The 26,537-nt window shown below is 65.0% G+C and carries 24 protein-coding genes; 15 read left to right on the top strand and 9 right to left on the bottom strand.

All coding sequences use genetic code 11. The annotated features are described in order from the left end of the window. Positions 1 to 123 precede the first annotated feature (123 nt). Positions 124 to 636, top strand: a complete 513-nt coding sequence (locus tag AC1RR3_RS26660; protein WP_492826213.1) for a hypothetical protein — start codon at positions 124 to 126, stop codon at positions 634 to 636. A 358-nt stretch (positions 637 to 994) separates the two neighbouring features. Next, a complete protein-coding gene (locus tag AC1RR3_RS26665; protein ID WP_492826215.1) occupies positions 995 to 1,606 on the top strand; it encodes an RNA polymerase sigma factor in 612 nt (203 codons plus the stop codon). On the opposite strand, the gene AC1RR3_RS26670 is transcribed toward AC1RR3_RS26665, so the two are convergent. Further along, a complete protein-coding gene (locus tag AC1RR3_RS26670) occupies positions 1,603 to 4,323 on the bottom strand; it encodes a bifunctional diguanylate cyclase/phosphodiesterase (RefSeq protein WP_492826216.1) in 2,721 nt (906 codons plus the stop codon). The genes AC1RR3_RS26665 and AC1RR3_RS26670 overlap by 4 nt on opposite strands. A 312-nt stretch (positions 4,324 to 4,635) precedes the next feature. Between AC1RR3_RS26670 and AC1RR3_RS26675 the strand changes: the two genes are divergently transcribed. Further along, positions 4,636 to 4,800 carry a Flp family type IVb pilin gene (locus AC1RR3_RS26675; protein ID WP_492826218.1) on the top strand — a complete coding sequence of 55 codons (165 nt, stop codon included), beginning with the start codon at positions 4,636 to 4,638 and terminating at the stop codon, positions 4,798 to 4,800. 11 nt (positions 4,801 to 4,811) lie between these two features. Here AC1RR3_RS26675 and moaC read toward each other — a convergent pair whose 3' ends face one another. The 4 genes from moaC to AC1RR3_RS26695 are packed head-to-tail and all read right to left on the bottom strand — an operon-like array spanning position 4,812 to position 9,087. Then, a complete protein-coding gene (moaC, locus tag AC1RR3_RS26680) occupies positions 4,812 to 5,330 on the bottom strand; it encodes a cyclic pyranopterin monophosphate synthase MoaC (protein WP_492826220.1) in 519 nt (172 codons plus the stop codon). A 1-nt stretch (position 5,331) separates the two neighbouring features. Beyond that, positions 5,332 to 6,153, bottom strand: coding sequence for an indole-3-glycerol phosphate synthase TrpC (gene trpC / locus AC1RR3_RS26685; RefSeq protein ID WP_492826222.1), 822 nt, complete (start codon positions 6,151 to 6,153; stop codon positions 5,332 to 5,334). Positions 6,154 to 6,160: 7 nt separating this feature from the next. Further along, positions 6,161 to 7,174 (bottom strand): anthranilate phosphoribosyltransferase, encoded by a 1,014-nt coding sequence (gene trpD / locus AC1RR3_RS26690; RefSeq protein WP_492826224.1) that lies wholly within the window; start codon positions 7,172 to 7,174, stop codon positions 6,161 to 6,163. A 14-nt stretch (positions 7,175 to 7,188) separates the two neighbouring features. Continuing rightward, a complete protein-coding gene (locus AC1RR3_RS26695) occupies positions 7,189 to 9,087 on the bottom strand; it encodes a peptidylprolyl isomerase (protein WP_492826225.1) in 1,899 nt (632 codons plus the stop codon). Positions 9,088 to 9,366: 279 nt separating this feature from the next. Between AC1RR3_RS26695 and tpiA the strand changes: the two genes are divergently transcribed. The 3 genes from tpiA (at position 9,367) to pyrG (ending at position 12,447) form a co-directional block, all read left to right on the top strand. Then, entirely contained in the window at positions 9,367 to 10,122 is a 756-nt protein-coding gene (gene tpiA, locus AC1RR3_RS26700; protein WP_492826455.1) for a triose-phosphate isomerase, read from the top strand. 140 nt (positions 10,123 to 10,262) lie between these two features. Further along, positions 10,263 to 10,649 (top strand): preprotein translocase subunit SecG, encoded by a 387-nt coding sequence (secG, locus tag AC1RR3_RS26705; protein ID WP_492826226.1) that lies wholly within the window; start codon positions 10,263 to 10,265, stop codon positions 10,647 to 10,649. Positions 10,650 to 10,815: 166 nt separating this feature from the next. Next, positions 10,816 to 12,447, top strand: a complete 1,632-nt coding sequence (gene pyrG / locus AC1RR3_RS26710) for a CTP synthase (protein WP_492826227.1) — start codon at positions 10,816 to 10,818, stop codon at positions 12,445 to 12,447. Between the two features lie 4 nt (positions 12,448 to 12,451). Here the strand turns inward: pyrG and AC1RR3_RS26715 are convergent, their stop codons facing one another. The 3 genes from AC1RR3_RS26715 to AC1RR3_RS26725 form a co-directional block, all read right to left on the bottom strand. After that, positions 12,452 to 13,114 (bottom strand): class I SAM-dependent methyltransferase, encoded by a 663-nt coding sequence (locus AC1RR3_RS26715; protein ID WP_492826228.1) that lies wholly within the window; start codon positions 13,112 to 13,114, stop codon positions 12,452 to 12,454. Positions 13,115 to 13,226: 112 nt separating this feature from the next. Beyond that, positions 13,227 to 14,603 (bottom strand): sensor histidine kinase, encoded by a 1,377-nt coding sequence (locus tag AC1RR3_RS26720; RefSeq protein ID WP_492826229.1) that lies wholly within the window; start codon positions 14,601 to 14,603, stop codon positions 13,227 to 13,229. A 10-nt stretch (positions 14,604 to 14,613) separates the two neighbouring features. Further along, positions 14,614 to 15,291: a response regulator gene (locus AC1RR3_RS26725; RefSeq protein WP_492826230.1), complete on the bottom strand. Its 678-nt coding sequence runs from the start codon at positions 15,289 to 15,291 to the stop codon at positions 14,614 to 14,616. Positions 15,292 to 15,487: 196 nt separating this feature from the next. On the opposite strand from AC1RR3_RS26725, the gene AC1RR3_RS26730 reads away from it, so the two are divergent. The 8 genes from AC1RR3_RS26730 to AC1RR3_RS26765 all read left to right on the top strand — a co-directional run bounded on the left by AC1RR3_RS26730 (position 15,488) and on the right by AC1RR3_RS26765 (position 24,621). Then, positions 15,488 to 15,814, top strand: coding sequence for an NIPSNAP family protein (locus AC1RR3_RS26730; RefSeq protein WP_492826232.1), 327 nt, complete (start codon positions 15,488 to 15,490; stop codon positions 15,812 to 15,814). 125 nt (positions 15,815 to 15,939) lie between these two features. Continuing rightward, positions 15,940 to 16,803 (top strand): 3-deoxy-8-phosphooctulonate synthase, encoded by an 864-nt coding sequence (kdsA, locus tag AC1RR3_RS26735; RefSeq protein WP_492826234.1) that lies wholly within the window; start codon positions 15,940 to 15,942, stop codon positions 16,801 to 16,803. Continuing rightward, a complete protein-coding gene (locus AC1RR3_RS26740; RefSeq protein ID WP_492826235.1) occupies positions 16,803 to 18,014 on the top strand; it encodes an MFS transporter in 1,212 nt (403 codons plus the stop codon). Before kdsA ends, AC1RR3_RS26740 begins: the two co-directional genes overlap by 1 nt. Positions 18,015 to 18,157: 143 nt before the next feature. Continuing rightward, on the top strand, positions 18,158 to 20,251 hold the full coding sequence (locus AC1RR3_RS26745; protein WP_492826237.1) for a methyl-accepting chemotaxis protein: 2,094 nt from the start codon (positions 18,158 to 18,160) through the stop codon (positions 20,249 to 20,251). 146 nt (positions 20,252 to 20,397) lie between these two features. Then, the gene (gene glsA, locus AC1RR3_RS26750) at positions 20,398 to 22,266 is read left to right on the top strand and encodes a glutaminase A (protein WP_492826239.1); all 1,869 of its coding nucleotides are present in this window, start codon (positions 20,398 to 20,400) and stop codon (positions 22,264 to 22,266) included. A 118-nt stretch (positions 22,267 to 22,384) separates the two neighbouring features. Beyond that, the gene (locus AC1RR3_RS26755) at positions 22,385 to 22,828 is read left to right on the top strand and encodes a hypothetical protein (RefSeq protein WP_492826241.1); all 444 of its coding nucleotides are present in this window, start codon (positions 22,385 to 22,387) and stop codon (positions 22,826 to 22,828) included. After that, positions 22,821 to 24,053 carry an HlyD family secretion protein gene (locus AC1RR3_RS26760; protein WP_492826242.1) on the top strand — a complete coding sequence of 411 codons (1,233 nt, stop codon included), beginning with the start codon at positions 22,821 to 22,823 and terminating at the stop codon, positions 24,051 to 24,053. The genes AC1RR3_RS26755 and AC1RR3_RS26760 overlap by 8 nt, the downstream gene beginning before the upstream one ends. 148 nt (positions 24,054 to 24,201) lie before the next feature. Next, positions 24,202 to 24,621, top strand: a complete 420-nt coding sequence (locus AC1RR3_RS26765) for a TfoX/Sxy family protein (protein ID WP_492826244.1) — start codon at positions 24,202 to 24,204, stop codon at positions 24,619 to 24,621. On the opposite strand, the gene queF is transcribed toward AC1RR3_RS26765, so the two are convergent. After that, positions 24,618 to 25,094: a preQ(1) synthase gene (gene queF, locus AC1RR3_RS26770; RefSeq protein WP_492826246.1), complete on the bottom strand. Its 477-nt coding sequence runs from the start codon at positions 25,092 to 25,094 to the stop codon at positions 24,618 to 24,620. The two genes, AC1RR3_RS26765 and queF, sit on opposite strands and share 4 nt — an antisense overlap. A gap of 125 nt (positions 25,095 to 25,219) precedes the next feature. Between queF and eno the strand changes: the two genes are divergently transcribed. Then, positions 25,220 to 26,503: a phosphopyruvate hydratase gene (gene eno, locus AC1RR3_RS26775; protein ID WP_492826248.1), complete on the top strand. Its 1,284-nt coding sequence runs from the start codon at positions 25,220 to 25,222 to the stop codon at positions 26,501 to 26,503. The last annotated feature ends 34 nt before the right edge of the window (positions 26,504 to 26,537 follow it).

A 26,537-nucleotide genomic window follows, 5' to 3' on the forward strand; every position in this document is an offset into this window, starting at 1 on the left:
TGTCGCATATTACAGAATCCGGCAAAAAAATTTGACGCTCATTTCGCGCTGCATCGTGCGGCCGGATAGGGCGTCGAGCCCTAAAATCCCGCGAGGTGCACGACGCTCATCGTCGATCTTGCATTGGCGGCGCAGCGCGTGCCGTTTTCTGTTGGCCGCCCTTGCAACCAGAGCTATATGTTCCGGGTCGAGGCCGTGGGTGCACAGATGATTGGCTTGAGAAGGCCAAGGCGAAGGTGGTGGGGATGGCTTGTCGCCATCGCTTATCTGCTTGCCTCGATGACACCGTCCCTCGCGATCCCGATCGCTCTCGATGCGTCGATTCCGCACGAGCATCAGGCCGATCAGCCCGCGCATAAGCATATGCACGCGCATGCGCATGAGCACGATGAAGGTGCCGGATCGGCGATGCATTCGCATGACGTTGCGATGCCTGGGGATGGCGACGACGACCAGGACCGGCCCGGCAATCGGCATGCCACCTGCTGCGGCTCGGTGCTGTGCTTCAGCGCCGTGTCGCCTCAAGCCCCCGGGATCGCGGAGTTCGTCGTGCCGCACGCGCGCTGTGAAGCACAGCCTGATGTGATGGGTGACGCAGGCGCATTCCGCCGCCACTACCGCCCCCCCATCGCCTAAAACAGCTCCCGAAGATCGAACTGCATCGCTCGAGGTTCGAGCGCGGATCGACACGTCTGCGAGGAGCGAAATGCCCCAGCAGATGACGGCGATGCGCGCCAGGCCGTCGCACATGGCGAAGCGGCAGGGCCGGGTCTCGGTCGTTGCTCGCGCGCGCTGCGCGTCGAGCGGAGGAACGCCGACATAGCGATCGCCGGCCTGTGGAAGGCACGGAGATCGCGTCAACGCCGCTGGAGCAGGATCTCTCGCAACTCTTGTTCGGGGGAATGCCGCATCCGCGGATCGCAGTCGTGACCGATTTGACGCGTTCCCGCTCAAACGAGGCGACCTGCCGAAGATCATGCAAGGACGATGCGCCATGAAATCGCCGAACGAGAGTCTGCCGGTGCGGACAGCCGGTTCCCTGGATGCGCAGGACACAATGGTTCGTGCCGCCCTCGTCGGCAGTTACGATCGCCTCCGCAGCTATCTACAGCGACGCTTTGGCGGGAAGGCGGAAGCGGAGGAGGTGCTCCAGGCGTTCATGTTGCGCGCGCTGGAGCGGTCCGGCGACATTCGTGATGCGGATTCGGTTCGAGGCTGGTTGAGCCGGGTCCTGGCGACCACCATCGCCGACTTTCACCGTCAGATGTCAAAGAGCAGAATGCGGGAGATGTCGTTCCCGCTTGAGCTCAACAATCGTCTTGCAGCCAACGAGGACGCCACGGCGAATGCCGTGGTCTGCGAGTGCCTATATACCCACCTATCCCTGCTGAAGCCGGAGCATGCCGAAGTGATCAGGAGGGTGGATCTCGCCGGTGAGCCGCGGGAGCTGGTTGCAGCCGATCTTGGCGTGACCGTGAACAATTTGACCGTCCGCCTTCATCGCGCCCGGCACGCCCTGAGGGAGCGTCTCGAGCAGACCTGCGTCGTATGTCTCGAGGAAAGCTTCTGGGAATGTCGTTGCGCCGACATCCGGGCTTCGCCCTAACCTGCCTCGCGGCGGCGGCTCTCGTTGTCGTCGCGCTGAGCGAGCCGGCTGCGATGAGCTGCGAACAGCTCCAGCACCTTGTCGGCCGGCTTTGCGGCGCTGAACAGGTAGCCCTGCATCTCGGAGCAGCCGAGCGCGCGGAGCAGGCGCTGCTGCTCCTCGGTCTCGACGCCCTCGGCCGTGGTGGTCATGCGGCGGGCGGCAGCGAGGTTGACGACGGCCTGGACAATGCTGGCGGAGCCGTCGGGGCCGGCGATGTCGCTGACGAAGCAGCGGTCGATCTTGATCTTGTCGAACGGGAAGCGGTGCAGATAGCTCAGCGAGGAATAGCCGGTGCCGAAATCGTCGAGCGCGATGCGCACGCCGATGGAACGGAGCTGGTGCAGGATCGCCAGCGCAGTGTCGTCGTCGCGGATCAGCACCGCCTCGGTGATCTCCAGCTCGAGCCGGCTCGCAGGCAGGTTGGAAGCGGCGAGCGCCGCCATGATCTTCAGCGCAAGGGTGCCGCTCTTGAACTGCACCGGCGAGACGTTGACGGCGAGGCGGATGCCGTCGGGCCAGCTCGCGGCGTCGCGGCAGGCGGTCGCCAGCACCCATTCGCCGATCTCGTTGATCAGGCCGGTGTCCTCGGCGATCGGGATGAACTCGGCCGGCGAGACCATGCCGCGCTCGGGATGACGCCAGCGCACCAGCGCCTCGCAGCCGGTGATGCGGTCGTCTTTGAGGCCGAGGCAGGGCTGGTAATAGACCTCGAGGCCGCCATGGGCGATGGCGTGGCGCAGGTCGATCTCGAGTTGCCGCCGGTCGCGGACCTTGGCGTCCATCTCCGGCTCGAAGAAGCGATAGGTGCGGCGTCCGGCGGATTTGGCGGCGTACATCGCCATGTCCGCGTTCTTCAGGATCTGGTCCAGCGCGGTGCCGTGCCCCGGCGCCAGCGCGATGCCGATGCTGGCGTCGGTGGTGAGATGATGACCCATGCAGTCGAAGGGCGTGCGGATGGCCTGGAAGACCCGGGCGACGAGATCGGTGACCTGCTCCGGCGACGTGACCGCGCTCTGCACGATCGCAAATTCGTCGCCGCCGAGCCGTGCCACGAAGTCGCCGGCGCCCGCGCAGAAGCTGAGCTTCGCCGCGACCGACTTCAGCAGCTCGTCGCCGACGAGATGGCCGAGCGCATCGTTGACGCCCTTGAACTCGTCGATGTCGATGTAGTGCACCGCGATCTCTTCGCCCTCGGCGATGGCGGCCAGCTCCGCGCGCAGATGTTCGTGAAACATGGTTCGATTGGGCAGGTCGGTCAGCGCATCGTAATGCGCGAGGTGGGTAATGCGCTCCTCGATGCGCCGGCGTTCGGTGATGTCCTCGTGCGTCGCCACCCAGCCGCCGTCCGCGAGCGGCTCGTTGAGGATCTGGATCGAGCGCCCATCGGAGGTGTCGACCACCATCGAGTTGCGAACCTGGATGTCGCGCAGCACGCGCTCGACATATTGATCGACATCGCCGGTGAACGAGCCGGTCGTCTTGCGATGCGCGATGATGTCGTGGAAGCTTGAGCCTGGCTTCACCACATCGGGCGACAGGCCGTACATCTCGATATAGCGATGGTTGCACACCACGAGCCGCTGCTCGGCGTCGAACAGCAGAAGGCCCTGGGTCATGTTGTTGACGGCGCGGTCCAGGCGCTGCTTTTCCAGCGTCAACCGTTCCCGCGAGAGACGGTGCTGCTCCAGGAGCTTGCGCACGATCGCGATCAGAACGCCGGCAATCGCAAGCGCGGACGAGGCGGCGACCGAGATCAGGATGCCGATCTGCTCGCGCCAGTCGGTCAGGGCCGCCGCGCGCGTCGTGGTGGCCATCATCAGGATCGGGAAGTGGGGCAGGGCATGCGAGGAGATCAGGCGGTCCTCGCCGTCGACCGGGCTCATGAAGCGTCCGGCGAAGTGGTCGAGCCCGAACACCCGCTGATGCGCGAACGGGCCGTTCCTGAAATTCCGTCCCATCAGTTCGCTGGAGTGCGGATAGCGCGCCAGGAGCGTGCCGTCACGATGCAACATCGAGATCGTCGCGCCTTCACCGAGCACGACGGTCTCGAAGAACTTTTCGAAATTGGCCGGTTCGATGCCGCGTCCGACCACGCCGATGAACTCGCCGTTCGGTCCCACGATCTTGCGCACGATCAGGATGGTCCAGGCGCCGGAAATGCGGCTGTGCACCGGCTCGACCAGGACGTCGGGCGCGTTGGGGTCGTATCGGAAGGTGCGGAAATAGGCGCGATCGGCGACGTTGACCTTCGGGGCCGGCCACGCCGTCGACGAGTTGATCAGATTGCCGTCGGCATCGATGACGTTGACGCCGCCCATATAGGGCAGCGCCTCGATCTTCGCGCGCAGCAGCCGGTGGATGTCCTGGCCGGAAAGGCGTTTGCGATAGTCGTCGGCGCTGGCAACGCCGATGGTGCGGACGTGGTCGACGAAATCCTTCTGGATGACCGCGAAATCCTGCAATTGCTGATCGAAATGATGGGCGAGCATCAGCACGGTGTTTTCCAGCTCGCGGCCGGAGTTGCGCAGCGCGCGCTCGCGGAAATTCTGCGCCATCAAAACCGCGCCGACGGCGATCGCGGCGATCAGGAGCGTGCCGCCCACTACCAGCCAGCGGATCGGTCCGCTGCGGACGAAGGCCTGGTCGAAAAGGCGACTGCCGTATTTCGTCATCATGTCGTTCGTTGCCGCGCACACGCCAGGATCAATTCTTGACCCTCATAACATCCGTCGGTTTACGGGAACGGTGTGGAGGCGAAGTTAGGAAGCGCGGTTAATGCGACATGAACGATCACAAACAAAATCGATCGATGTACGGGACGCCAGACGTGCAGGAATTGCCGCAAAGTTCGCGCGGCGCTGGTCAATTCCTGCCGGTCGCACGATGATCAACCAAGGCTTAACCATCTAACATGCTGGTGATCCTCAAGGTCGCATTGGCATGTGATTTGCGAACAAGCCTGCTAGCGACACAGAGTGGATACGATCATGAAAAACGTTTTGAGGAATTTCATTGCCGACGAATCCGGTGCGACCGCAATCGAATACGGCCTGATCGCCGCCGGCATCGCGCTTGCGATCATCGCCGTGGTCAACAATCTCGGCTCGACGCTGAAGCTGAAATTCGGATCGATCAGCTCGTCGCTGAAGTAATAGTTGCGGGATCAGGCGCGGTAGTGGCCGGACTTGCCGCCGAGCTTCTCGACGAGATGGATGTCCTCGATGCGCACGCCGCGCTCGACTGCCTTGATCATGTCGTAGATGGTGAGGCAGGCGACCGACACCGCCGTGAGGGCCTCCATCTCGACGCCGGTGGGACCTGTGACTTTCACACTGGCACGGACCAGGCAGCCCGGCAGCTTCGCGTCGGGCTCGATGTCGACCGTGACCTTCGACAGCGCAAGGGGATGACAGAGCGGGATCAGCTCCGAGGTGCGCTTGGCGGCCATGATGCCGGCGATGCGCGCGGTGCCGAGCACGTCGCCCTTCTTGGCGTTGCCGGAGACGATCAGGTCCAGCGTCGCCTTGGTCATGACGACGCGGCCTTCGGCAACCGCGAGCCGCTCGGTTGCCGGCTTGTCCGAGACGTCGACCATCCGCGCCTCACCGGAGGCGTCGATATGGGTCAGGGCAGCGCCGGCCCTGGTTTTTGCTGACTTGGTCGCGGATGGCTTGCGCGCCATGTCAGCGCGTGCCTGCTGCGTGCGCCGCAGTCGCGCGTGCAAGTAAATTGCGCGTGGCGGCGGTCACGTCGGCCTGCCGCATCAGGCTTTCGCCGACCAGGAAGGTCGACATGCCGACGCGCTCGAGCCGCGCAAGATCGGCCGGCGTGAAGATGCCGCTCTCGCCGACCATCAGCCGCTCCCCGGGGATCAGTGGCGCCAGCGCCTCGCTGGTGGCAAGCGTGGTCTCGAAGGAGCGCAAGTTGCGGTTGTTGACGCCGATCATCGGCGAACGCAGTTTTAGCGCGCGATCGAGCTCGGCTCGATCATGGATCTCGATCAGCACGTCCATGCCGTAAGCCAGCGCAGCGTCTTCGAGGTCCTTCGCGGTGGCGTCGTCGAGCGCCGCCATGATGATCAGGATGCAATCGGCGCCATGCGCCCGGGCTTCGATCACTTGATAGGTGTCGAACAGGAAGTCCTTGCGCAGCACCGGCAGCGAGGTCGCGGCGCGCGCGGCCACCATGAAGTCGAGATGGCCCTGGAACGAGGGCGCGTCCGTCAGCACCGAGAGGCAGGCGGCACCGCCGGCCTCATAGGCCTTGGCAAGTAGTGGCGGATCGAAATCGGCACGGATCAGCCCCTTCGAGGGAGAGGCCTTCTTGACCTCGGCGATCAGCGCGTAATCGCCGTTGGCGTGCTTGGCCCTGATCGCGCGCACGAAGCCGCGCGGGGCTGCTTGCGCCTTGGCCTTTGCCTCGACAATCGAGAGCGGCTGCGCGCGCTTGGCGGCGGCGATCTCCTCGCGCTTGTAGGCTTCGATCTTGGTCAGGATGTCCGACATGTCAGGCTCAGCCGTTGGAGATTGCGATCAGATGCTTCAGCCGCGCGTTCGCCGCGCCGCTGTCGAGCGCCTTCATGCCAATCTCTACGCCTTCCCGGAGGTCCTTGGCGCGTCCGGCCACGATCAGCGCCGCAGCTGCGTTCATCAGCGCCACGTCGCGATAGGGGCTTGGCTTGCCGCTGAGCACGCTTTGCAGCGCAATCGCATTGGCATCGGCGTCACCGCCCTTGAGCGCACCGGGCTCGCAGCGCGGCAGGCCGGCATCCTCCGGCGTCACCTCGAAGTTTTTGATCTCGCCATTGTGGAGCGCGGAGACGAAGGTCGGGCCGGTGAGGGTGATCTCGTCGAGGCCATCGGAGCCGTGCACCACCCAGGCGGATTCGGAGCCGAGGTTCTTGAGCACCTGCGCCAGCGGCTGCACCCATTGCCGCGAAAACACGCCGACCATCTGGCGCTTCACGCCGGCGGGGTTGGACAACGGGCCAAGCAGGTTGAAGATCGTGCGGGTGGCAAGCTCGACCCGGGTCGGGCCGACGTTCTTCATCGCGGGATGATGCGCGGGGGCGAACATGAAGCCGATGCCGCATTCGCGCACGCAGCGGCCGACCTGCTCCGGCCTCAGGTCGATCTTCACGCCGAGCGAAGCCAGCACGTCGGCCGCGCCCGAGCGCGACGACAGCGCGCGGTTGCCGTGCTTGGCCACCGGCACGCCGGCGCCCGAGACGATGAAGGAGGCGCAGGTCGAGACATTGACCGAGCCGGAGCCGTCGCCGCCGGTGCCGACGATGTCGATGGCGTCAGGCGGTGCCGTCACCGTCAGCATCTTGGAGCGCATCGCCGTGACCGCGCCGGTGATCTCGTCCACGGTCTCGCCGCGCACCCGCAGCGCCATCAAGAGGCCGCCCATCTGCGAGGGCGTGGCTTCGCCCGACATCATGGCGTCGAAGGCGGAGGCCGCTTCGTCACGCGACAGGCTGGCGCCGGTCGCCACTTTTCCAATGATTGATTTCAGGTCGTCCATCGCGTGCTTTCAACTCACTGGTTCGCGCCGGTCACCTGCGCGAAGGCGGCCTGATTAATGGTGGTCCCGATGTCCGTTTCAAGCTTGTTGACGTAGGACGCGACCTGTTCGTCGGTCTGCGCCCGGTCGAGGCTGTCCTTCAGCTTCTTGACCGCGTCGGAGGCGGCGTCGACCGCGGGTTCGACGATGTCGGTGACGCGGAAGACGATCACCTCGGTGCCGCCGGTCACCGGCGTCTGTCCGACGCCGTCCTTGGCGGTGCGGAAGGCCGCAGCCACGACGGCGGCGGGCACGCTGGCGGGCGTGTCGTCGCGCTTGAAGCCGCTCGCGGTCTCGACCTTGCGGCCGATTGCTGCCGCCTCGTCAGCGAGCTTGCTGCCCGCTTCGAGCTTCTGGACCATTTCGGTCGCCCTGGCCTTCAGCTTGGTCGCGATCTGGTCCTGGCGCCAGCGCGCTTCGACCTCGTCACGGACCTCGTCGAGAGTGCGGTCGCGCGCGGGCGTGATGGCGAGCACGTCGTACCAGACATAGCCGCCCTTGAAAGAGATCGAGTCGTTATCGACGCCGACATCGGTGTTGAAGGCCTGCGACACCACATCGAGGCCCTGCGGGATGCTGGCGACGGGCTGGCCATTCGGGGCGCGGCCGGAGCGATCGACCGCGTCGATGCTTACGGCGGCAAGTCCAAGCTTGTTCGCGGCGTCGATCACGCTCGATCCGCCGCCACGTTCGTCCTCCATCTTGTCGCGGAGCTCGGCGACCTTGACGCGCGCGCGCTCGGTGGCGATCTCGCGCTTGATCTCGCCGGCGAGGCTCGTGTAGTCGGCTTCGATCCCCGGCTGGATTGTGTCGACCTTGATGATCGCGGTGCCGAGGCGCCCCTGGATCGGTTGGCTGATTTCACCCACCGGAAGCGAGAAGGCGGCATCGCCGACCGCAGGATCGAGCGAGGACTTCGTCACGAGCCCGAGATCGACGTCGGACGCGCTCAGCCCGCGTTCCTTACCGAGATCCTCGAACGACAATCCGCCGGCAAGACGTTCGCGTGCGGACTGCGCTTCGGTGGCGTTGGGGAAGACGATCTGGTGGATCTGGCGCTTTTCCGGCGTACCGAGCCGGTCCTTGCGCTGCTCGAAGACCTTCTTTGCGTCCTCGTCGGAGACCTCGCTCCATTTGCCGATGTCTTCCGGCGAGACTACCACGAAGGCGATCTTGCGGTATTCGGGCGCGCGGAACTGAACCTTGTGATCCTCGAAATAAGCGGCGAGCGCCTCGGGCGAGGGCGCGTCGATCGTGCCGGCCTGCGCGGCGTCGAGCCTGACGAATTCGATCGCGCGCTGCTCGTTCTGGAAGCGCGTCAAGACGTCGAGCATCGCTTTCGGAGGCTCGAGGCCGGCGCCGATCGTGCCGGTGATCTGCCGGCGCAGCGACACCTTGCGCTGCTCGGCGACGTAGCGCTGCTCGGTGTAGCCGAAATTGCGGATCACGGCCTGGAAGCGGTTCGCATCGAAGCTGCCGCCGACACCCTTGAAGTTGGGGTCGTTCATGATGACCTGGCGGATCTGCTCGTCGGACTGGCCGAGCCCGAGCCGCCGCGCCTCTTCATCGAGCGCCGCTTCCGCGATCGTCTGCTGGAGCACCTGGCGGTCGAGGCCGAAGGCGCGCGCCTGATCGGGCGTCAGCGGACGGCCGAACTGGCGGCTGATCTGCTGCAGACGGTCGGTATAGATCTGGCGGAACTCGTTCAGCGAAATCTCGGTGCGGCCGATCTTGGCCACAGTGGACTGCCCGAAGCCCTTGAAGATGTCGGCGATGCCCCAAATGCCGAAACTGACGATCAACACGCCCATCACCACGGCCATAATGGTCTTGCCGAGCCAGTTTGATGAGGCCTTGCGCATTCCTCGAAGCATTTGGTCCAACTTGTTTGGTCAGGAGGGGATCGGGAGCGCGTCTTAATGCAGATTCCGCAAAAGCGCGTCACCAAATTGATCAATCATCATAAAGTGGCGGCTTTCCCCCCGCAACCTCAGGTCAGGCAGCCGCTTGAGGCTGCGGTTAAAAGCCCCAAAGCGTTTTCCAGCGAAGTGGACCCCGGTTTCGCGTCAGGAAAGCGCGTCAAAACAAGAATCTGGAACTGCCGCAGCAGCTCTGCTAGCGCATTTACAAACCTCATTCTGCTGGAAATTGACATGACCGACGCCATCCGCCCGCTGATTGCCGGCAACTGGAAAATGAACGGCCTGAAGGCCCAGGCTGCCGAATTCGACGCCATGCTCAACGGCGCGGCAGATGTCGCCGCCAAGGCCGATCTGCTGGTCTGCCCGCCGGTGACCCTGATTGCGGCCTTCGCTGACAAGGCGCATGGCAAGAAGGTCGGGGTGGGGGCCCAGGACTGCCACCCCAAGGCCTCCGGCGCCCATACCGGCGATATCGCCGCCGAAATGCTGGCGGATGCGGGCGCAACCGCCATCATCGTCGGCCATTCCGAGCGCCGCGCCGACCATGGTGAGGGCGATGCCCTCGTCAGGCAGAAGGCCGAAGCCGCCTGGCGCGCCGGGGTGACGGCGATCGTGTGTGTCGGCGAGACCCAAGGCCAGCGCGACGCCGGCCAGACCCTGGACATCCTGCGTGGCCAGCTCGGCGGCTCGCTTCCGGACGCCTCGACCGCCGCCAATCTGGTCGTGGCGTATGAGCCGGTCTGGGCCATTGGCACCGGCCTGACCCCCACGGCCCAGGATGTCGAGCAGATTCATGGGTTTATCCGGGAACTCCTGACCTCCCGGTTCAAGGCTGAAGGCGCCAAGATGCGCATTCTCTACGGTGGCTCGGTCAAGCCCTCGAACGCGGCGGAGCTGATGGCGGTGAAAAACGTCAATGGCGCGCTGGTCGGCGGGGCCAGCCTGAAAGCGGCCGATTTCCTTGCGATCGCCAAGGGCTGCCCTTAGCTAATCCAAAGCTTTGGTTCGGGACTGATCGGGGGTGGCAATACCCCCTCCGATCGTGTAACACCGCGCAACTTCAGGAAAACCCGCGAAGCACGATCGGCCGCCGTCTCGGCGCTGTCGGCTTGTGACGGAAGGACACTATGCAGACTGTTGTCATCGTCATCCACCTCATGATCGTCGCCGTCATGATCGGCGCCGTGCTGCTCCAGAAGTCGGAAGGCGGCGGCCTCGGCATGGGCGGCGGCGCCGGCTTCATGTCGAGCCGCGGCACCGCGAATCTCCTGTCGCGGACCACTGCGATCCTCGCCGCCGGCTTCTTCCTGACCAGCCTGTTCCTGTCCTGGCATGCGGGCTACAACCGCGCGCCCTCGTCGATCATCGGCACGCCGGCGTCCCAGGGCCAGCCGGCCGGAGGCGGCCCGATTACGCCGCCGACCTCGGGCGGTATCCTGGATTCGCTGAAGAAGGCCGACGAGCAGCAGCAGGCGCCGGCTCCGAGCGGCCCGCAGGTGCCGCGCTCGCAATAAAGCAGGGGGGCCATGCAGGGCGGTGGCTACCGTCCTGCATCAACAATCCCCATCAAGACCCTGTCACCACTCTTAGTTTTGGCTCACCCACAGGCCCGCAGATTATTTGGGGCGGCATACGAATCGCTTTGGCGAATCGAATTCGAGGGATTAGAGGTTAAGCCCCATGGCGCGGTACATATTCATCACCGGCGGCGTGGTTTCTTCGCTCGGCAAGGGTCTGGCTTCAGCGGCACTCGGTGCCCTGTTGCAAGCCCGGGGCTACAAGGTCCGCCTCCGCAAACTCGACCCCTATCTCAACCTCGATCCCGGAACGATGTCGCCGTATCAGCACGGCGAAGTGTTCGTGACCGATGACGGCGCAGAGACCGATCTCGATCTCGGTCACTACGAGCGCTTCACTGGCCGGCCTGCGACCAAGCAGGACAACATCACCACGGGGCGCATCTACCAGGACATCATCTCCAAGGAGCGGCGCGGCGATTATCTCGGCGCGACCATCCAGGTGGTTCCGCACGTCACCAACGCGATCAAGGAATTCGTCCTCTCCGGCAACGACGATTACGATTTCGTGCTGGTCGAGATCGGCGGCACCGTCGGCGACATCGAAGGCCTGCCGTTCTTCGAGGCGATCCGCCAGCTCAAGAACGAGCTGCCGCGCGATCACGCCATCTACATTCACCTCACGCTGCTGCCTTACATTCCGAGCGCCGGTGAATTGAAGACGAAGCCGACGCAGCACTCGGTGAAGGAGCTGCGCTCGATCGGCATCCAGCCCGACATCCTGCTTTGCCGTACCGATCGCGAGATCCCGAAGGAGGAGCGGCGCAAGCTCGGCCTGTTCTGCAACGTGCGCGAAAGCGCCGTGATCGAGGCGCGCGACGCCGACAGCATCTATGCCGTGCCCGAGGCCTATCACGCGGCGGGCCTCGACGACGAAGTGCTCGCCGCCTTCGGTATCGAATCGCGCATCCCGCCGGTGCTCAAGAGCTGGCATCAGATCAACGAGCGCATCCGCAATCCCGAGGGCAACGTCACCATCGCCATCGTCGGCAAATACACCGGCATGAAGGATGCGTATAAGTCGCTGATCGAGGCGCTCTCGCATGGCGGCATTGCCAACAAGGTGAAGGTCAATCTTGACTGGATCGAGAGCGAGATCTTCGAGAAGGAAGATCCCGCGCCGTTCCTCGAACACGTCAACGGCATCCTGGTGCCCGGCGGCTTCGGCCAGCGCGGCGCTGAAGGCAAGATCCGCGCGGCGCAGTTCGCGCGCGAGCGCGACGTGCCGTATTTCGGCATCTGCTTCGGCATGCAGATGGCTGTCATTGAAGCCGCGCGAAACCTCGTCGGCATCGAGGGGGCCAACTCCACCGAGTTCGGCCCGACCAAGGAACCGCTGGTCGGCCTGATGACGGAGTGGCTGCGCGGCAACGAGCTCGAGAAGCGCTCGCAGGCCGGCGACCTCGGCGGCACGATGCGGTTAGGGGCCTATCCCGCCGCGCTCAATCGCGGCAGCCGGGTCTCCCAGGTCTATGGCGGCGCGACCGAGATTTCCGAGCGCCACCGCCATCGCTACGAGGTGAACACCGCGTACAAGGACCGTCTCGAGCAGCACGGCCTGAAATTCTCAGGGCTCTCGCCCGACGGCGTGCTGCCTGAAATCGTCGAGTACGAGGATCATCCCTGGTTCATCGGCGTCCAGTTCCACCCCGAGCTGAAGTCGCGGCCGTTCGAGCCGCACCCGCTGTTCGCCTCGTTCATTCAGGCGGCGATGGTGCAGAGCCGGCTGGTGTGATGTCTCAGCGCGCGGTGGAATAGCCGCGCGCGTGATGCATCGGTTCTAACGCGACCCGCATTGACGATTCAGGCGCAACCGATCCTGTGATCAGCTTCATCTGCGGCCGCCGCGTCAGCCTGTAGACGGCGGCGGGGGGCACGTTCAGGAAGGCGCGGTCCACCAGTGTTGCGCGCAGGCCGAGACGGTCGAGCACCGGCCGCGGAATCGGGCAGCTCATGCCGTAGGTGAACTGATAGAACGCGCCGCCAGGGCGGAGATAGCTGAACGCGCCGCCGACGATGGAGACGACCTTGCGCGTCGACATGTTGAGCAGCGGCAGCCCGCTCACGACCGCGCCGACAGGGGCGCCGTCATAGAGGCGCTCTGTGGTGAGCCGCGCCGCGTCCATCCACAGCACGCGTGCGCCGGGGAAGCGCATTTGCAGCAGCTTCATGAAGTCGGAGCCGTATTCGATCAGCGTGAGGTCCTGCGGCCGGACGCCGCGCTTGAGCAGCTTGTAGGTGAACGCGCCGGTGCCGGGACCGAGCTCGAGGATCGGACCTGTCGTCGCACTGATCTCGCGCGTGATGAGATCGGCGAGCGCCGCACCCGATGGCGCGATCGCGCCGACCCGGCGCGGGGACGACATCCAGGACAGGAAGAACGAAAGAAAATCGTTGGGCATGCGCACTCCGGCATCTTGGTTTGCACCTCCTGGGATCAGAGGTGAGACGGATGCAGTGTCGGAGGAGCGCATTGCGACAGCATTGCGCTGTGGTGCGCGAATGCGGATTGAATCAGCTCTGTCGCATCGGCGGCAGCGTGATCCTGAAGCAGGCCCCGCCGTCCGGCCCATCCGCCACCGAGACGTGGCCGCCATGCAGCTGCACGATCTCGCGCACCATGTTGAGGCCGAGGCCGGCACCGCGATCGAGCGGCGTCAGCCGATAGAACGGCTCGAAGATCTGTTCGCGTTGGTCGGCTGGAATGCCGGCGCCTTCATCGGAGACCTCGATGCTCGCAGGCCTGGAGACGCGAATCCCGATCGTGCCGCTGCGCGGGCCGTGCTGGATCGCATTCTGCACGAGATTGGTCAGTGCGCGCTCCAGCGCCGCTGCGTCGCCGATCGTCTCGATCGGCGTCTCCGGCGCATCGAGCGCCAGCTCGTAGCCGGCCGCAATCGCCAGCGGCGCGAGGTCGGCGGCGACGCTTTGCGCGAGCGCAGCGAGATTGACGTTGGTGAAGGGATGGCCGCAGCGGTCGAGCCGCTGGATATCAAGCAATTGCTCGGCGAGCGTTGCGAGCCGCGCGGCATCCTCCAGCAGGCGGGTCTTGTCCGGCCCCGGGCTAAGCGATTCCAGCCGCGTGTTCAGGATCGCGATCGGCGTGCGCAGCTCGTGCGCGGCGTCGGCGACGAAGCGCTTGTGGCGGGCATAACCCTGGTCGAGCCGCGCCAGCGCGTCGTTGATCGCGGTCACCAGCGGCACGACCTCCAGCGGAATCCGCTCCACCGACAGCCGCGCGCCGCGCTGATGGATGTCGATGCGCCGCGCCTCGTCCGCCGTGGTATCGAGGCCCCTGAACGCGCGCTGCACGATCATCGGTGTCGCGATGAACGTTGCCGTTCCCATCAGGAGCAGGCTGGGCAGGGCGATGCCGAGGAATGCGAGCGACGTCATGAACAGCGCCTTGGTGCCGGTCAGCCGTCCTTGCGTCGCCGTGATGACCTGCACGTTGCCGGCTTCGGTGTCGACCCGCTTCAGCCGCGCCGCCGGCTTGCGCGGATCGTCCGCGAACATCTGCCAGCCGAGCCGCGCCTGGCTGATCTGGTCGAGGCCACTGCCGATCGCGGCGAATTCGGCCGGCACGGTGCCTTCGTTAAGCGAGCGCCCCTGCCGGTCGCGGACCAGAAACCAGAGGTCGGGTGTCTCGCTGCGCAACTGCTTCAGCTCGGCCGTCGGCCGCAAGGTCAGTCCACCTTGCGCATCACGCGCGAGCGTGCGCTGGACGACGTCGATGACGCGGTCCTCGTCGCGCTCGGCGAGCACGAAGCCGGAGGCGCACAGTCCAGCGAGGACGACTGTAACCAGCGCAATCAGAATCGCGGCCTGGAGCGAGAGCAGGCGCCAGCTCAGCCGCGAGCGCAGGCAATAGGGATCGTCGTGCTTGCTCATGTCAGCTTCTTCAGGCTGGCAGTTTCTTGAGGAGATAGCCGACGCCGCGAATGCCATGGATCTCGACGCCGGCGTCCGCTTCCGCGAGCTTTCGCCGCAGCCGTGAAACGTGCGTGTCGAGCGCGTTCGACTGGATCTCGTCGTCGAAATTGTAGACCGCTTCTTCCAGCGCCGAGCGCAGCACGGTTCGGCCCATGCGACGGATCAAGGTTTCAAGCACCAGAAGCTCCCGGCGCGGCAGCTCGAAGGGCTGGCCGTCGATGCTGGCTTCGCGATGACCGACATCAAAGGCGAGGCGGCCGGCGCGGATAAAGTCAGGGGAAAGGCCGGCGGGCCGCCGCAGCACCGCACGCAGCCGCGCGAGCAACTCCTCGACCGCGAACGGCTTGGCCAGATAGTCGTCGGCGCCGCTATCGAGCCCGGCGATGCGATCGGCGAGCTCGCCGCGCGCGGTGAGGACGATGATCGGCACGCCGTCGGCGCGCGCCCGGAGCTTCGGGATCAAAGCGAGGCCGTCGCCGTCGGGGAGCTGGCGGTCGAGCAGGACGGCGGCATGGACGTCGGCGGAAATCGCCTCCTCCGCTTCGGCGAGCGTCGGGGCATGGTCGACCACCATGTCGTAGCGCTTCAGCGCTGACGCCAGTGCGCCGGCCATCTCCGCCTCATCCTCGACGAGCAAAATCCGCATGATCCGGCACCTCGGCTTCAACCAAAGCCATTCTAGCGGCCCGATCATTGCGGCAGCATTGCGGGAGCCGGACGTGGCGCGTTGCCGGAGGCTACCTAGCCATGCGCAAAACGCCACAGGGGCGGCCGGGCAGGGCTCAAGACACCATCGTGGCCAACCGTTATAACCGCCGGGCCTGTTCAGGGAGGAGCCAAGAATGATCTACGAAATGCGCATCTATCGCTGCGTGCCCGGCCGTTTGCCGGCGCTGCTGAAGCGGTTCGAGACGGTGACGCTGAAGATTTGGGAGAAGCACGGCATCAAGCAGGCCGGGTTCTTCACCACACTGATCGGCGAATCCAACCAGGAGCTGACTTACTTCCTGGCCTGGGAGTCGCTCGCCGACCGCGAAGCGAAGTGGGGCAAGTTCATGACCGATCCGGACTGGATCAAGGGTCGCGCCGAGAGCGAAGCGGACGGCCAGATCGTCGGCAACATCGTCAGCCAGTTCCTGACGCCGACCGCCTTCTCGGCGGTGAAGTAGGGGCCGCCAGCGCAAGGGCCTCGCAGGAAGGCCCGGCGCAACCCTGATATTCTGACGGCCCGGGGCGATTGGGGTTGATCCGACCCTGATGGCGGCTATGGTCGCGCCGAAACGAGGGATTTGCCTTGAGCTCTTCGACATCAGCGGCGCCTGTCGTCACCATCGGCACGGTCAAGTTCGGCAATGATCTGCCGATCTCGATCATTGCAGGACCCTGCCAGCTCGAAAGCCGCCAGCATGCGCTGGAGGTGGCCTCCGCGCTGAAGGAGATCGCCGCCCGGCTGAACATCGGCCTCGTCTACAAGACTTCGTTCGACAAGGCCAACCGCACCAGCGCGTCGGCGGCGCGCGGCCTCGGGCTCGCGCAGTCGCTGCCGATCTTCGCCGAGATCCGTTCGTCGCTCGGCCTGCCGGTCCTGACCGACGTGCACGATGCCGCGCAATGTGCCGAGGTGGCGCAGGCGGTGGACGTGCTGCAGATTCCGGCCTTCCTGTGCCGGCAGACCGACCTGCTGCTGGCGGCAGCGGCGACCGGCAAGGTCGTCAATGTCAAGAAGGGCCAGTTCCTGGCGCCCTGGGACATGGCCAATGTCGTGGCCAAGATCACCAGCGCCAACAATCCCAACGTGCTCGTCACCGAGCGCGGAGCCTCCTTCGGCTACAACACGCTGGTCTCCGACATGCGCGCGCTGCCGATCATGGCGCGGACCACCGGCGCACCCGTCATCTTCGACGCCACCCATTCGGTGCAGCAGCCGGGCGGCAAGGGGACCTCGTCGGGCGGCGAGCGCGAATTCGTGCCGGTGCTGGCGCGTGCGGCTGTCGCGGTCGGCGTCGCCGGCGTCTTCATCGAGACCCATCCCGATCCCGATCGCGCGCCGTCCGACGGTCCCAACATGGTGCCGCTGCGCGAGTTCGCAGGGCTGATCGCCAAGCTGATGGCGTTCGACGCTCTGGCCAAGAGTACGTCAAAGAGCACCACGCGCTGATGCACCAGCCTGTGACCAGGCCGTCTTCCGACCAGAAGTTTCCGCCAGCGATCAACATCATCGCGCTCGCCGGATTCTCGGCGGCGTTGTCGACGCGCGCACTCGATCCCGTCCTGCCGCATGTCGCAGACGATTTTGCGATCAGTATCACGACCGCTGCGAGCATCGCGGCCGGCTTCGCCTTGATCTACGCACTGGTCCAGCCGGCGATCGGAGCGGCCGCCGATCTGTTCGGCAAGGCGCGGTTGATGACGTTGTGCCTCGCGCTGCTCGGCGTTGCCTGCATCCTGGGCGCGCTCGCCACCTCGTTCTCGGCCCTGTTCGCGACCCGCATCCTGGCGGGCATCGCCTCCGGCGGCGTGTTTCCCGTCGCGCTCGGCCTGACCGCCGACCTCGTTGCGCCCGCCAAGCGGCAGGTCGCGATCGGACGCACGATGGCGGGGTCGATGACCGGCAATCTGCTCGGCGCATCCGCCAGTGGGATCATCGGCGATCTCATCGGCTGGCGCGGCGTGCTGGTGATCCTTGGCGCCCTTGGCCTGATTGCGGCGGTCGCTGTCGCGGCGGGCTTTCGCGGCGCCGCGCTGACACCGCCGCCAAAGACCGACCTGAAAACCCTGCGGCAGGGCTACCGCACCATCTTCGCCAATCCGAACACACGCTACTGCTACTCCGCCGTGTTCATCGAGGGCTGCTGCGTGCTGGGCCTGTTTCCTTTCATCGCCGCGTTCCTGTTCGATCTCGGCGAGAAATCGCTGTCGATCGCGGGCATCGTGATCGCTGGTTTTGCGGTCGGCGGATTGCTCTACACCCTCACGGTGGCGCGCATCCTGCCGTGGCTCGGCGTCAAGAGCATGATGATCGCGGGCGGCGGCATCGTGGCACTCCAACTCGGTCTGCTTGCCTTCGGTCTCGGCTGGAAGCTGCAATTCGCCAGCATGCTGGCGATGGGCTGGGGCTTCTACATGATCCATGGCTGCTTGCAGGTGTTCGCCAGCGAACTGTCGATCGAGGCGCGCGCGACCGCGATGTCGCTGCACTCGTTCTTCTTCTTCATGGGCCAGACGGTCGGGCCACTCGCCTATGGTTTCGGGCTTGCGCATGTCGGCAAGGGGCCGACCCTGTTCACCAGCGCTGCGATCATGCTGGTGCTGGGTCTGGTCTGGTCCCGGCTGCTCAAGCCGCGGGCGCCGTCGGACGCACGCGCCTGACGGAAGTATCGAATTACCGATTCCCCGTAATTTCCCGTGAAAGAACGGTAGCCAAATCCTTTCAATCTTAAATCAAACCTCACCCTTCGCTCCGTAGATTGCCCGCAAGCCACGCAATGGCGGCAACATCTGTGGATCTATCGATGCAAAAGCAGCGTTCGGTCGCCCGTATCCTCGGGGCGGTGGTTGGGTCTCTCGGTCTCGTCCTCGTCGTCATCTGCGCCTATGCGCTGAAGCTCGCGGTCACCCGTTACACGGACAGCAACCGCATCGTCTCGCTCGCCGTTGCGAGCCGTGACCTGACCAACACGCTGGTGATCTTCCGCCTGGAGCGCGGTGATACGCTAAGCTATCTGGCGTCGGCGGCCCCCGCGCCCGACAGCGTCATGAGCAGCCTCGCCGGGCAGCGGGCGACCGTGCAGAAGAACTATGCGCAGGCGTTGCAGAGCCTCGCCGCCGTCGATGCGCCCGGTCTTGCCGAAAAGCTCGACAAGCTCCGCGGCATCTGGGCGCAGCTCGAGGAGCTGCGGCCGCGCGCGATCACGGCTCTGAAGCAGGAGAAGAGCGCGCGTGACGCGAACCTCCAGCCGAGCTGGGCCAAGATCAGCGACGCCTATATGGACGCGATCGGCGAAGTCACCGCCCATGTCGACGATGCGATGACGCTGATCGACCCGGTGGTCGATCGCCTCCTGATCGCCAAGCAGGCGTCCTGGCAGGCACGCGCCAATGCCGGCCAGACCATTCTCGTCCAGTTCTCCTCGATCCTCGCCAACAAGACCTGGACCGCAACCGACGGCGTCACCTTCGCCGATCTGCGCGGCCGCATCCAGCAGTCCTGGCTGGTCGTGCGCGACCTCAGCCCGAACGTGGCCTCGCCCGAATTGCTCCAGGCGATCCGCAACGCCGAGCCGGAAATCTCCGGCGCGCTCAGCGACGAGCGCAATGCGATTGCGGCCAAGCTGCTCGCCGGCGAGCCCGCCGGCGTCGCGGGCATCGACTACCGCGATCGCCAGCTGGTCGGCGCCAACAATGTCGTCATCGTCACGCAGACCGCGCTCGCCAACATGATCTCGCGCGCCGAAGACGGCGCCTCGCGTGCCCGCTTCAGCCTGATCCTGTTCGGCCTTCTGGTGCCGGCGTCGCTGGCGCTGACGATCGGCGGGCTGATGCTGATGCGCAACCGCGTGACCCGGCCGCTGACCGCGATCACCGGCGTGATGACCCGTTTCGCCGCGCATGATTTCACCGGTGTGGTGCCCGGCCTCGACCGCAACGACGAGATCGGCCGCATGGCGTCAGCGCTGCAGGTGTTCAAGGACGCTATGATCAACGCCGAGCGTCTCTCGAGCGATCAGGCGGCCGAACGCGCCGAGAAGGAGCAGCGTGCGTCCGAATTGTCCGGCCTTGTGCGGCAGTTCGAAAGCCGCGTCGGCCAGATGGTGCAGGCGCTGTCGAGCGCCTCGGGTGAGCTGGAGACGACGGCGCGCTCGATGTCGGGCACGGCGGCGGAAGCCCAGACCCAGGCCGGTTCGGCCTCGACCCTTGCCGATCAGGTCGGCAGCGGCGTGCAGACGGTTGCAGCCGCGGCCGAAGAGCTCAACGCCTCCATTCGCGAGATCAACCGCCAGGTCGAGCAGGCCAGCCGCGCCACCGAGCAGGCGGTCGTCACCGTCAAGGAGACCGACACCACCATGCGTGCGCTTGCCGATGGCGCCGACCGCATCGGCGAGGTCATCGGCCTTATCACCTCGATCGCCGGCCAGACCAACCTTCTCGCGCTGAACGCGACCATCGAAGCGGCTCGCGCCGGCGAATCCGGCCGGGGCTTTGCGGTCGTGGCGAGCGAGGTGAAGAACCTGGCCTCGCAGACGGCGAAGGCCACCGAGGAGATCAGCACCCAGATCACGGAAATCCAGGGCGCGACGCAGAAGGCGGTCGCGGCGATCGACGGCATCGTCAAGACCATCGAGGAAGTCTCGAGCATCAACCGCGTCATCGCTGCCGCCATCGAGGAGCAGAACAAGGCGACGGCCGAGATCGCAAACACCGTGCAGCACACGGCGGAGGCAACCTCGACCGTGACACGCAATATCGCAACGGTGTCGTCGGCGGCGGACGAGACCGGCCGCGCCGCGTCCGGCGTGCTCAAGGCCGCCGCCAATCTGTCGCGCCAGTCGACCTCGCTTACGTCAGAGGTGGACGGCTTCATCAGCAAGGTGCGTGCGGTGGCGTAAGACGCCGGAGACAAGCGGCCAATCGATAAGCCGTCGCGGCGTCAGGCTTGGCGGCCTTCGTCTTTTCGCGTCACAGTGCCACGCCGGGACTCGGTATACATGGCACGTGAATTGCTTCGATTTTGGGCAAATCGAGGTGTGGAATCGTGGACGCCCAGACCAGCCGTTCCAGTGCAGCCGGGAAGATCTCGACCGGATACCCCACCAGGCCACCGCTGCGGCGCTTCCTGACCGATTGCTATGAGGAATTCTGCGCCGACAAGTCCGGCGAGCTCGCCGACTACATCCCCGAACTCACGCGCGCCAACCCCGACCATTTCGGCATCGCGCTCGTCACCATCGACGGCCATGTCTACGAGGTCGGCGACAGCGCTGTGCCGTTCACGGTCCAGTCGGTCTCGAAGGCCTTCGTCTTTGCATTGGCGCTGGAGATGGTAGGTGAAGCGCGCGTCGCGGCCACCATCGGCGTCGAGCCGAGCGGCGAGGCCTTCAATTCGATCCGGCTCACCAACGACAACCGGCCCTTCAATCCGATGGTCAATGCCGGCGCCATCGCCTGCTCCGGCCTGATCTACGAGGTGGACGGGAAGGGCGCCTTCGAGCGCGTCCGGGCAAAACTCAGCCAGTTTGCCGGACGTGAGCTCGGCGTCGACGACGCCGTGCATGCCTCGGAGACCGCGACCGGCAATCGCAACCGGGCCATCGCCTGGCTGCTGCGGAACTACGCGGTGCTGCCAGATGACGTCGATGCCGTCCTCGACGTCTATTTCCGCCAATGCGCGATCCTGGTGACCGCACGCGATCTTGCGGTGATGGCGGCCACGCTCGCCAATCGCGGCATCAATCCGGTGACGGGCGTGCAGGTGATCACGCCGCATATCGTCGCCCGCACGCTCTCGGTGATGACGAGCTCGGGCATGTACGACTATGCTGGCGAGTGGACCTATCGCGTCGGCATTCCCGCCAAAAGCGGCGTCGGTGGCGGCATCGTCGCGGCGCTGCCGTCGCAGCTCGGGCTCGGCACCTTCTCGCCGCTGCTCGACAATCACTTCAACAGCGTGCGCGGCCTGAAGGTCTGCGAAGCGCTGTCGGCGCGGTTCGATCTGCACATGCTCAACCGCAACGCCGACGTCCGCACCAGCATCATGGCGGATTACGACATCTACGGCATCTCCTCGCGCCGCAGCCGCCAGCCGCGCGAGCAGCAGATCCTCGACGAGCGCCACAGCGACATCCGCGTGCTCGAGCTTGTCGGCGCGATGAACTTTGGCACCATCGACTACCTCACGCGCCGCCTCACCAGCGAGCCGCCGAACGCGCCGCTGCTGATCATCGATTTCCGCCGCGCCCCCGACATCACCGCGGCCGGCGCGGAGCTTCTGGGTGAGACGCTGACGGCGCTCGGCAATGCCGGCGTCATCACCATCCTGTCGGGTTTCGAGGAGGCCTCCGCGGTGTGGGCCGCGATCTCCGCGAGGACGGCCGATCCGCGCCGGCTGCGACGCTTCGCGTTGCTCGACGATGCCATCGAATGGGCCGAGGACCAGGTGATCTATCGCTTCGGCGGCTTCACCGATGTCAAGGAGAGCGCGCATCTCGGCGAGCAGGCGCTGCTGGCCGAGCTCGACGCCGACGAGATCGCCGCGATCGTCAAGCTGTCCACCACGCGCCATTACGCCGCCGGTCAGCGCATGATCGCCGCCGGCGAGCCCGCCAATTCGCTGTTCTTCCTCCAGAGCGGCATGGTCAGTGTGAAGCTGCGCAGCGGCGTGCGTCTGGCTTCACTCGGCCCGGGTATGGCGTTCGGCGAGATGGCGATCCTGGAGGGAAGCCGCAGCGCCGATGTCTTCGCCGACACGCCCGTCACCTGCCTCGAACTTCCGCACGACAGTTTTGCCGACTACCGCCGCGTGCATCCGGAAACATCGCTGAAGATCATGCGCAATCTCGCCGCAATTCTGGCGCGGCGGCTGGTGCTCGCAAATGCGAAGGTCGATTTGCTCAGCGCCTACTAACAGCGATCCGAGTTCGCTCGTGAACCTGCGACACCGGCTTTGCGCTTGCCAAGTTCCCGCATTGTGAAACAATGGATTTGGAGCGATCCGCTCCCAATGCATTTTCAGGGAGAGACGCGTGAGTGAGCCGCTTCATCCCGCTGCGCCCCATCATTTGCCGTCCTTCATCACTGCGCCCGGGGATACCGATGTCCTGATGGTTGTCGTTGGCATTGTCCTGATCGGGGCAATTCTTGCGGTTGGGAATTTCTATCTGCACCTGCACACGATGCCGGAGCGGATGGCGCACAAGTCGCAGAAATTCCAGTTTGAGATCGTGGCCGTGCTGGGGCTGTTGGCGCTGTTCACGCACAACCACCTGTTCTGGGTGATCGGCCTGTTCCTCGCCATGATCGATCTGCCCGACTTCAGCACGCCGCTGCGCAAGATCGCCGGATCGGTCGAGAAAATGGCCGGCGTCGCACCGGAGCAGGATCCGACCGAGCCTGCGAATGAAGCTGCCGTTGCGCAGCCTCCCGTAGCCGGCGATGGTGCCAAGAGCGAGGTGGCCAGCCATGCTTGAGCTGCTGCTGTGCTCTCTCCTCACGATATTTCCGGACTATCTCTACCGCCGTTATCGGCAGGGAAAGCGCATCGGGCACGAGATCACGCTGTTTTCGGTCTGGTTCGAACTGCGATTTGGCATCATCACCTGCCTGATGCTGACGGTCTCCCTGATCACGATGATCTTCTATTTTCATCCGTCGACCAATGTGGCGACGTTATACTACCGGACCGTTCCGATCGTCCCGGAGATCACCGGCCGGGTGGCGGAGGTTCACGTCGACTACAGCGCGCCGATCAAGAAGGGCGACGTGATTTTCAGGCTGGACAATTCCAAGCAGCAGGCGTCGCTTGAGACGGCGAAACGCAAGATCGCCGAGGTCGATGCATCGCTGCTGGCGGCGCAGGCCGATATTCTCAAGTCGGAAGGCCAGCTTCAGGAAGCCAAGAGCGCATTGCAACAGGCCAACGACGAACTCGACGTCAAGCGCGAACTACAGAAACGCAATCCAGGCATCGTGCCGCAGCGGGATATCGAAAAGCTCGAAGTGGCTGTCGCCGGCCGTCAGGGCTCGGTCGATGCCGCGACCGCGTCCAAACAGTCGGCAGCAACGCGCGTCAGCGCGCTCCTTCCGGCCGAGAAGGCAAGCGCGGAAGCGGCACTCGCCGAAGCGCAGGTCGATCTCGACAAGACCTACATTCGCGCCGGCGTGAACGGCCGTGTCGAGCAGTTCCTGCTGCGGCCGGGCGATGTCGTCAATCCCATGATACGCTCCGCGGGCGTCCTGATCCCCGAAGGCGCCGGGCAACGCGCATTGTCGGCGGGGTTCGGTCAGATCGAAGCGCAGGTCATGAAGGTCGGAATGGTGGCCGAGGCCACCTGCATTTCCAAGCCGTGGACGATCATTCCGATGGTGGTCACCGACGTGCAGGATTACATTGCCGCGGGCCAGTTCAGGGGCGGTGAGCAACTGCTCGAAGCGCAGAATACCACTCGGCCCGGTACGATTCTCGTCTTCATGGAGCCGATCTACCAGGGCGGTCTCCAGGGCGTGACGCCGGGCAGCAGTTGCATCGCCAACGCCTACACCAGCAATCACGAATTGATCTCGTCGGGGAAGGTCGGCGCGTTCAAGAGCTTTGGATTGCATGTTGTCGATGCGACGGGGCTCGTGCACGCCATGCTGTTGCGGATTCAGGCCCTGCTATTGCCGATCAAGACACTGGTGCTGAGCGGGCACTGATTGGGCTGGAAGACGCCGAAGATCAACCCGGCGCCTGGTTTGCTGGCCGTTTGCAGCTTGAAGTGGCACAGAATGCTTGCGAACAATCGACGCAGGCGACCGGCCAATAGAATCCTCCGAATCTCGCCGCCTCGCCTGAGGATTGTGCATGGTTGCCAGCGACAGTTTCGTCGCATTTCTGCGCGAGCAACTCGCTCCGCTCGGACACATCACGGTGCGGCGGATGTTCGGCAAGACCGGCGTATTCTGCGACGGAGTGATGTTCGGGATGGTGCGAGACAACACGCTCTACTTCCGTGTTGATGACGGCAACCGCGCGGAGTTGAAGGAAGCGGAATCGTTTCCGCCGTTGAATTACGCGAAAAAGGGCGGCACCATCGATCTTTCGTTCTGGCGCGCGCCGGAGAGACTGTTCGACGAACCCGATGAGCTCGTCGCATGGGCGCGATCGGCGCTGGCGGCGGCGCGTCGGGTCGCGGATCAGCGGGAGCGTAAGGTGCCAGGACGCGGCGCCAAGGGGCCCCGGAAGAAGCTGCCCCAAAACCCGACAGGCCGGCGCGCTCGCTAACCCCGCCCGCGATACGGCGCGACGCCTTGCTCCGGCACCCACAGGCCCTTCGGGACGCGGCCGGTCTGCCAGAACACGTCGATCGGAATGCCGCCGCGCGGATACCAGTAGCCGCCGATGCGGAGCCATTTCGGCTTGATCTCGGCGGCGATGCGCTTGCCGATCATCACGGTGCAGTCCTCGTGAAAGGCGCCGTGATTGCGGAAGCTCGCGATGTAGAGCTTGAGCGATTTCGACTCCAGGAGCCATGGGCCGGGCGCGTAGTCGATCATCAGATGGGCGAAATCGGGCTGGCCCGTCACCGGGCAGAGCGAGGTGAACTCGGGCACGGTGAAACGGACCAGATAATCGGTGCCTCCTTGCGGATTCGGCACGCGGTCGAGCTTGGCCTTTTCGGGTGCATCGGGCCATTCCACGGCCCGGCCGAGCTGCAGGGTGGGGGAGTTCTTCGATTTGTTGGGTTTTTTCGGCATCAGGCGGTCTCCGTGGCGCCCTCTTAGCCAAACATCGGGCGGCCGTCACCCGGCCTTTTCCACTTCGATGCATTGCGGTAGAAGCAGCGCCAACTGCCCCCTTTGTTCCCCGAAAAGAGGCTCTCATGACCGCTATCATCGACATCATCGGCCGCGAAATTCTCGATAGCCGTGGCAATCCCACCGTCGAGGTCGACGTTGTGCTGGAAGATGGTGCGCTCGGCCGCGCCGCGGTGCCATCAGGAGCCTCCACCGGCGCCCATGAGGCGGTGGAACTGCGCGACGGCGACAAGGCCCGCTATCTCGGCAAGGGCGTCACCAAGGCGGTCGGCGCCGTCAATGGCGAGATCTTCGAGGCCCTCAGCGGTCTCGACGTCGAGCAGCAGGCCCAGATCGACCAGATCATGATCGACCTCGACGGCACCGCGAACAAGAGCCGGCTCGGCGCCAACGCCATCCTCGGCGTCTCGCTCGCCTGCGCGAAGGCGGCCGCGAACTCGCTCGACATGCCGCTCTATCGTTATGTCGGCGGCACCTCGGCGCGCCTCCTGCCGGTGCCGATGATGAACATCATCAATGGCGGCGTGCATGCCGACAACCCGATCGACTTCCAGGAGTTCATGATCCTGCCCGTCGGCGCGTCCTCGTTCGCCGAGGGCCTGCGCTACGGCGCCGAAGTCTTCCACACGCTGAAATCCGAATTGAAGAAGGCCGGCCACAACACCAATGTCGGCGACGAGGGCGGTTTTGCCCCGAACCTGCCGTCGGCGGACGCAGCGCTCGAATTCGTCATGAATGCGATCGGCAAGGCCGGCTACAAGGCGGGCACCGACATCGTGCTCGGCCTCGACTGCGCCTCGACCGAGTTCTTCAAGGACGGCAAGTATGTCTATGAAGGCGAGGGCAAGACCCGCTCGATCTCCGAGCAGGCCAAGTATCTTGCCGACCTCGTCGGCCGCTATCCGATCGTCACCATCGAGGACGGCATGTCGGAAGACGACATGGACGGCTGGAAGGAGATCACCGACCTCATCGGCAAGAAGTGCCAGCTGGTCGGCGACGATCTCTTCGTCACCAACGTCAAGCGCCTCGCCGACGGCATCAAGGCCGGCCGCGCCAACTCGATCCTGATCAAGGTCAACCAGATCGGCACGCTGACCGAGACGCTGGCCGCCGTCGAGATGGCGCACAAGAATGGCTACACCTCCGTCATGTCGCACCGCTCCGGCGAGACCGAGGATTCCACCATCGCCGACCTCGCGGTCGCCACCAATTGCGGGCAGATCAAGACCGGCTCCCTTGCGCGGTCCGATCGCACCGCCAAATACAACCAGCTCCTACGCATCGAGCAGCAGCTCGGCAAGCAGGCGCTGTACGGCGGCAAGGCGGCACTGAAGGCGCTGGCATAAGCCAGCGCTCTAACAAACACAGGGGAGGATCGAC

The organism is Bradyrhizobium sp. GW821-FHT13H05 (genome assembly GCF_058804065.1).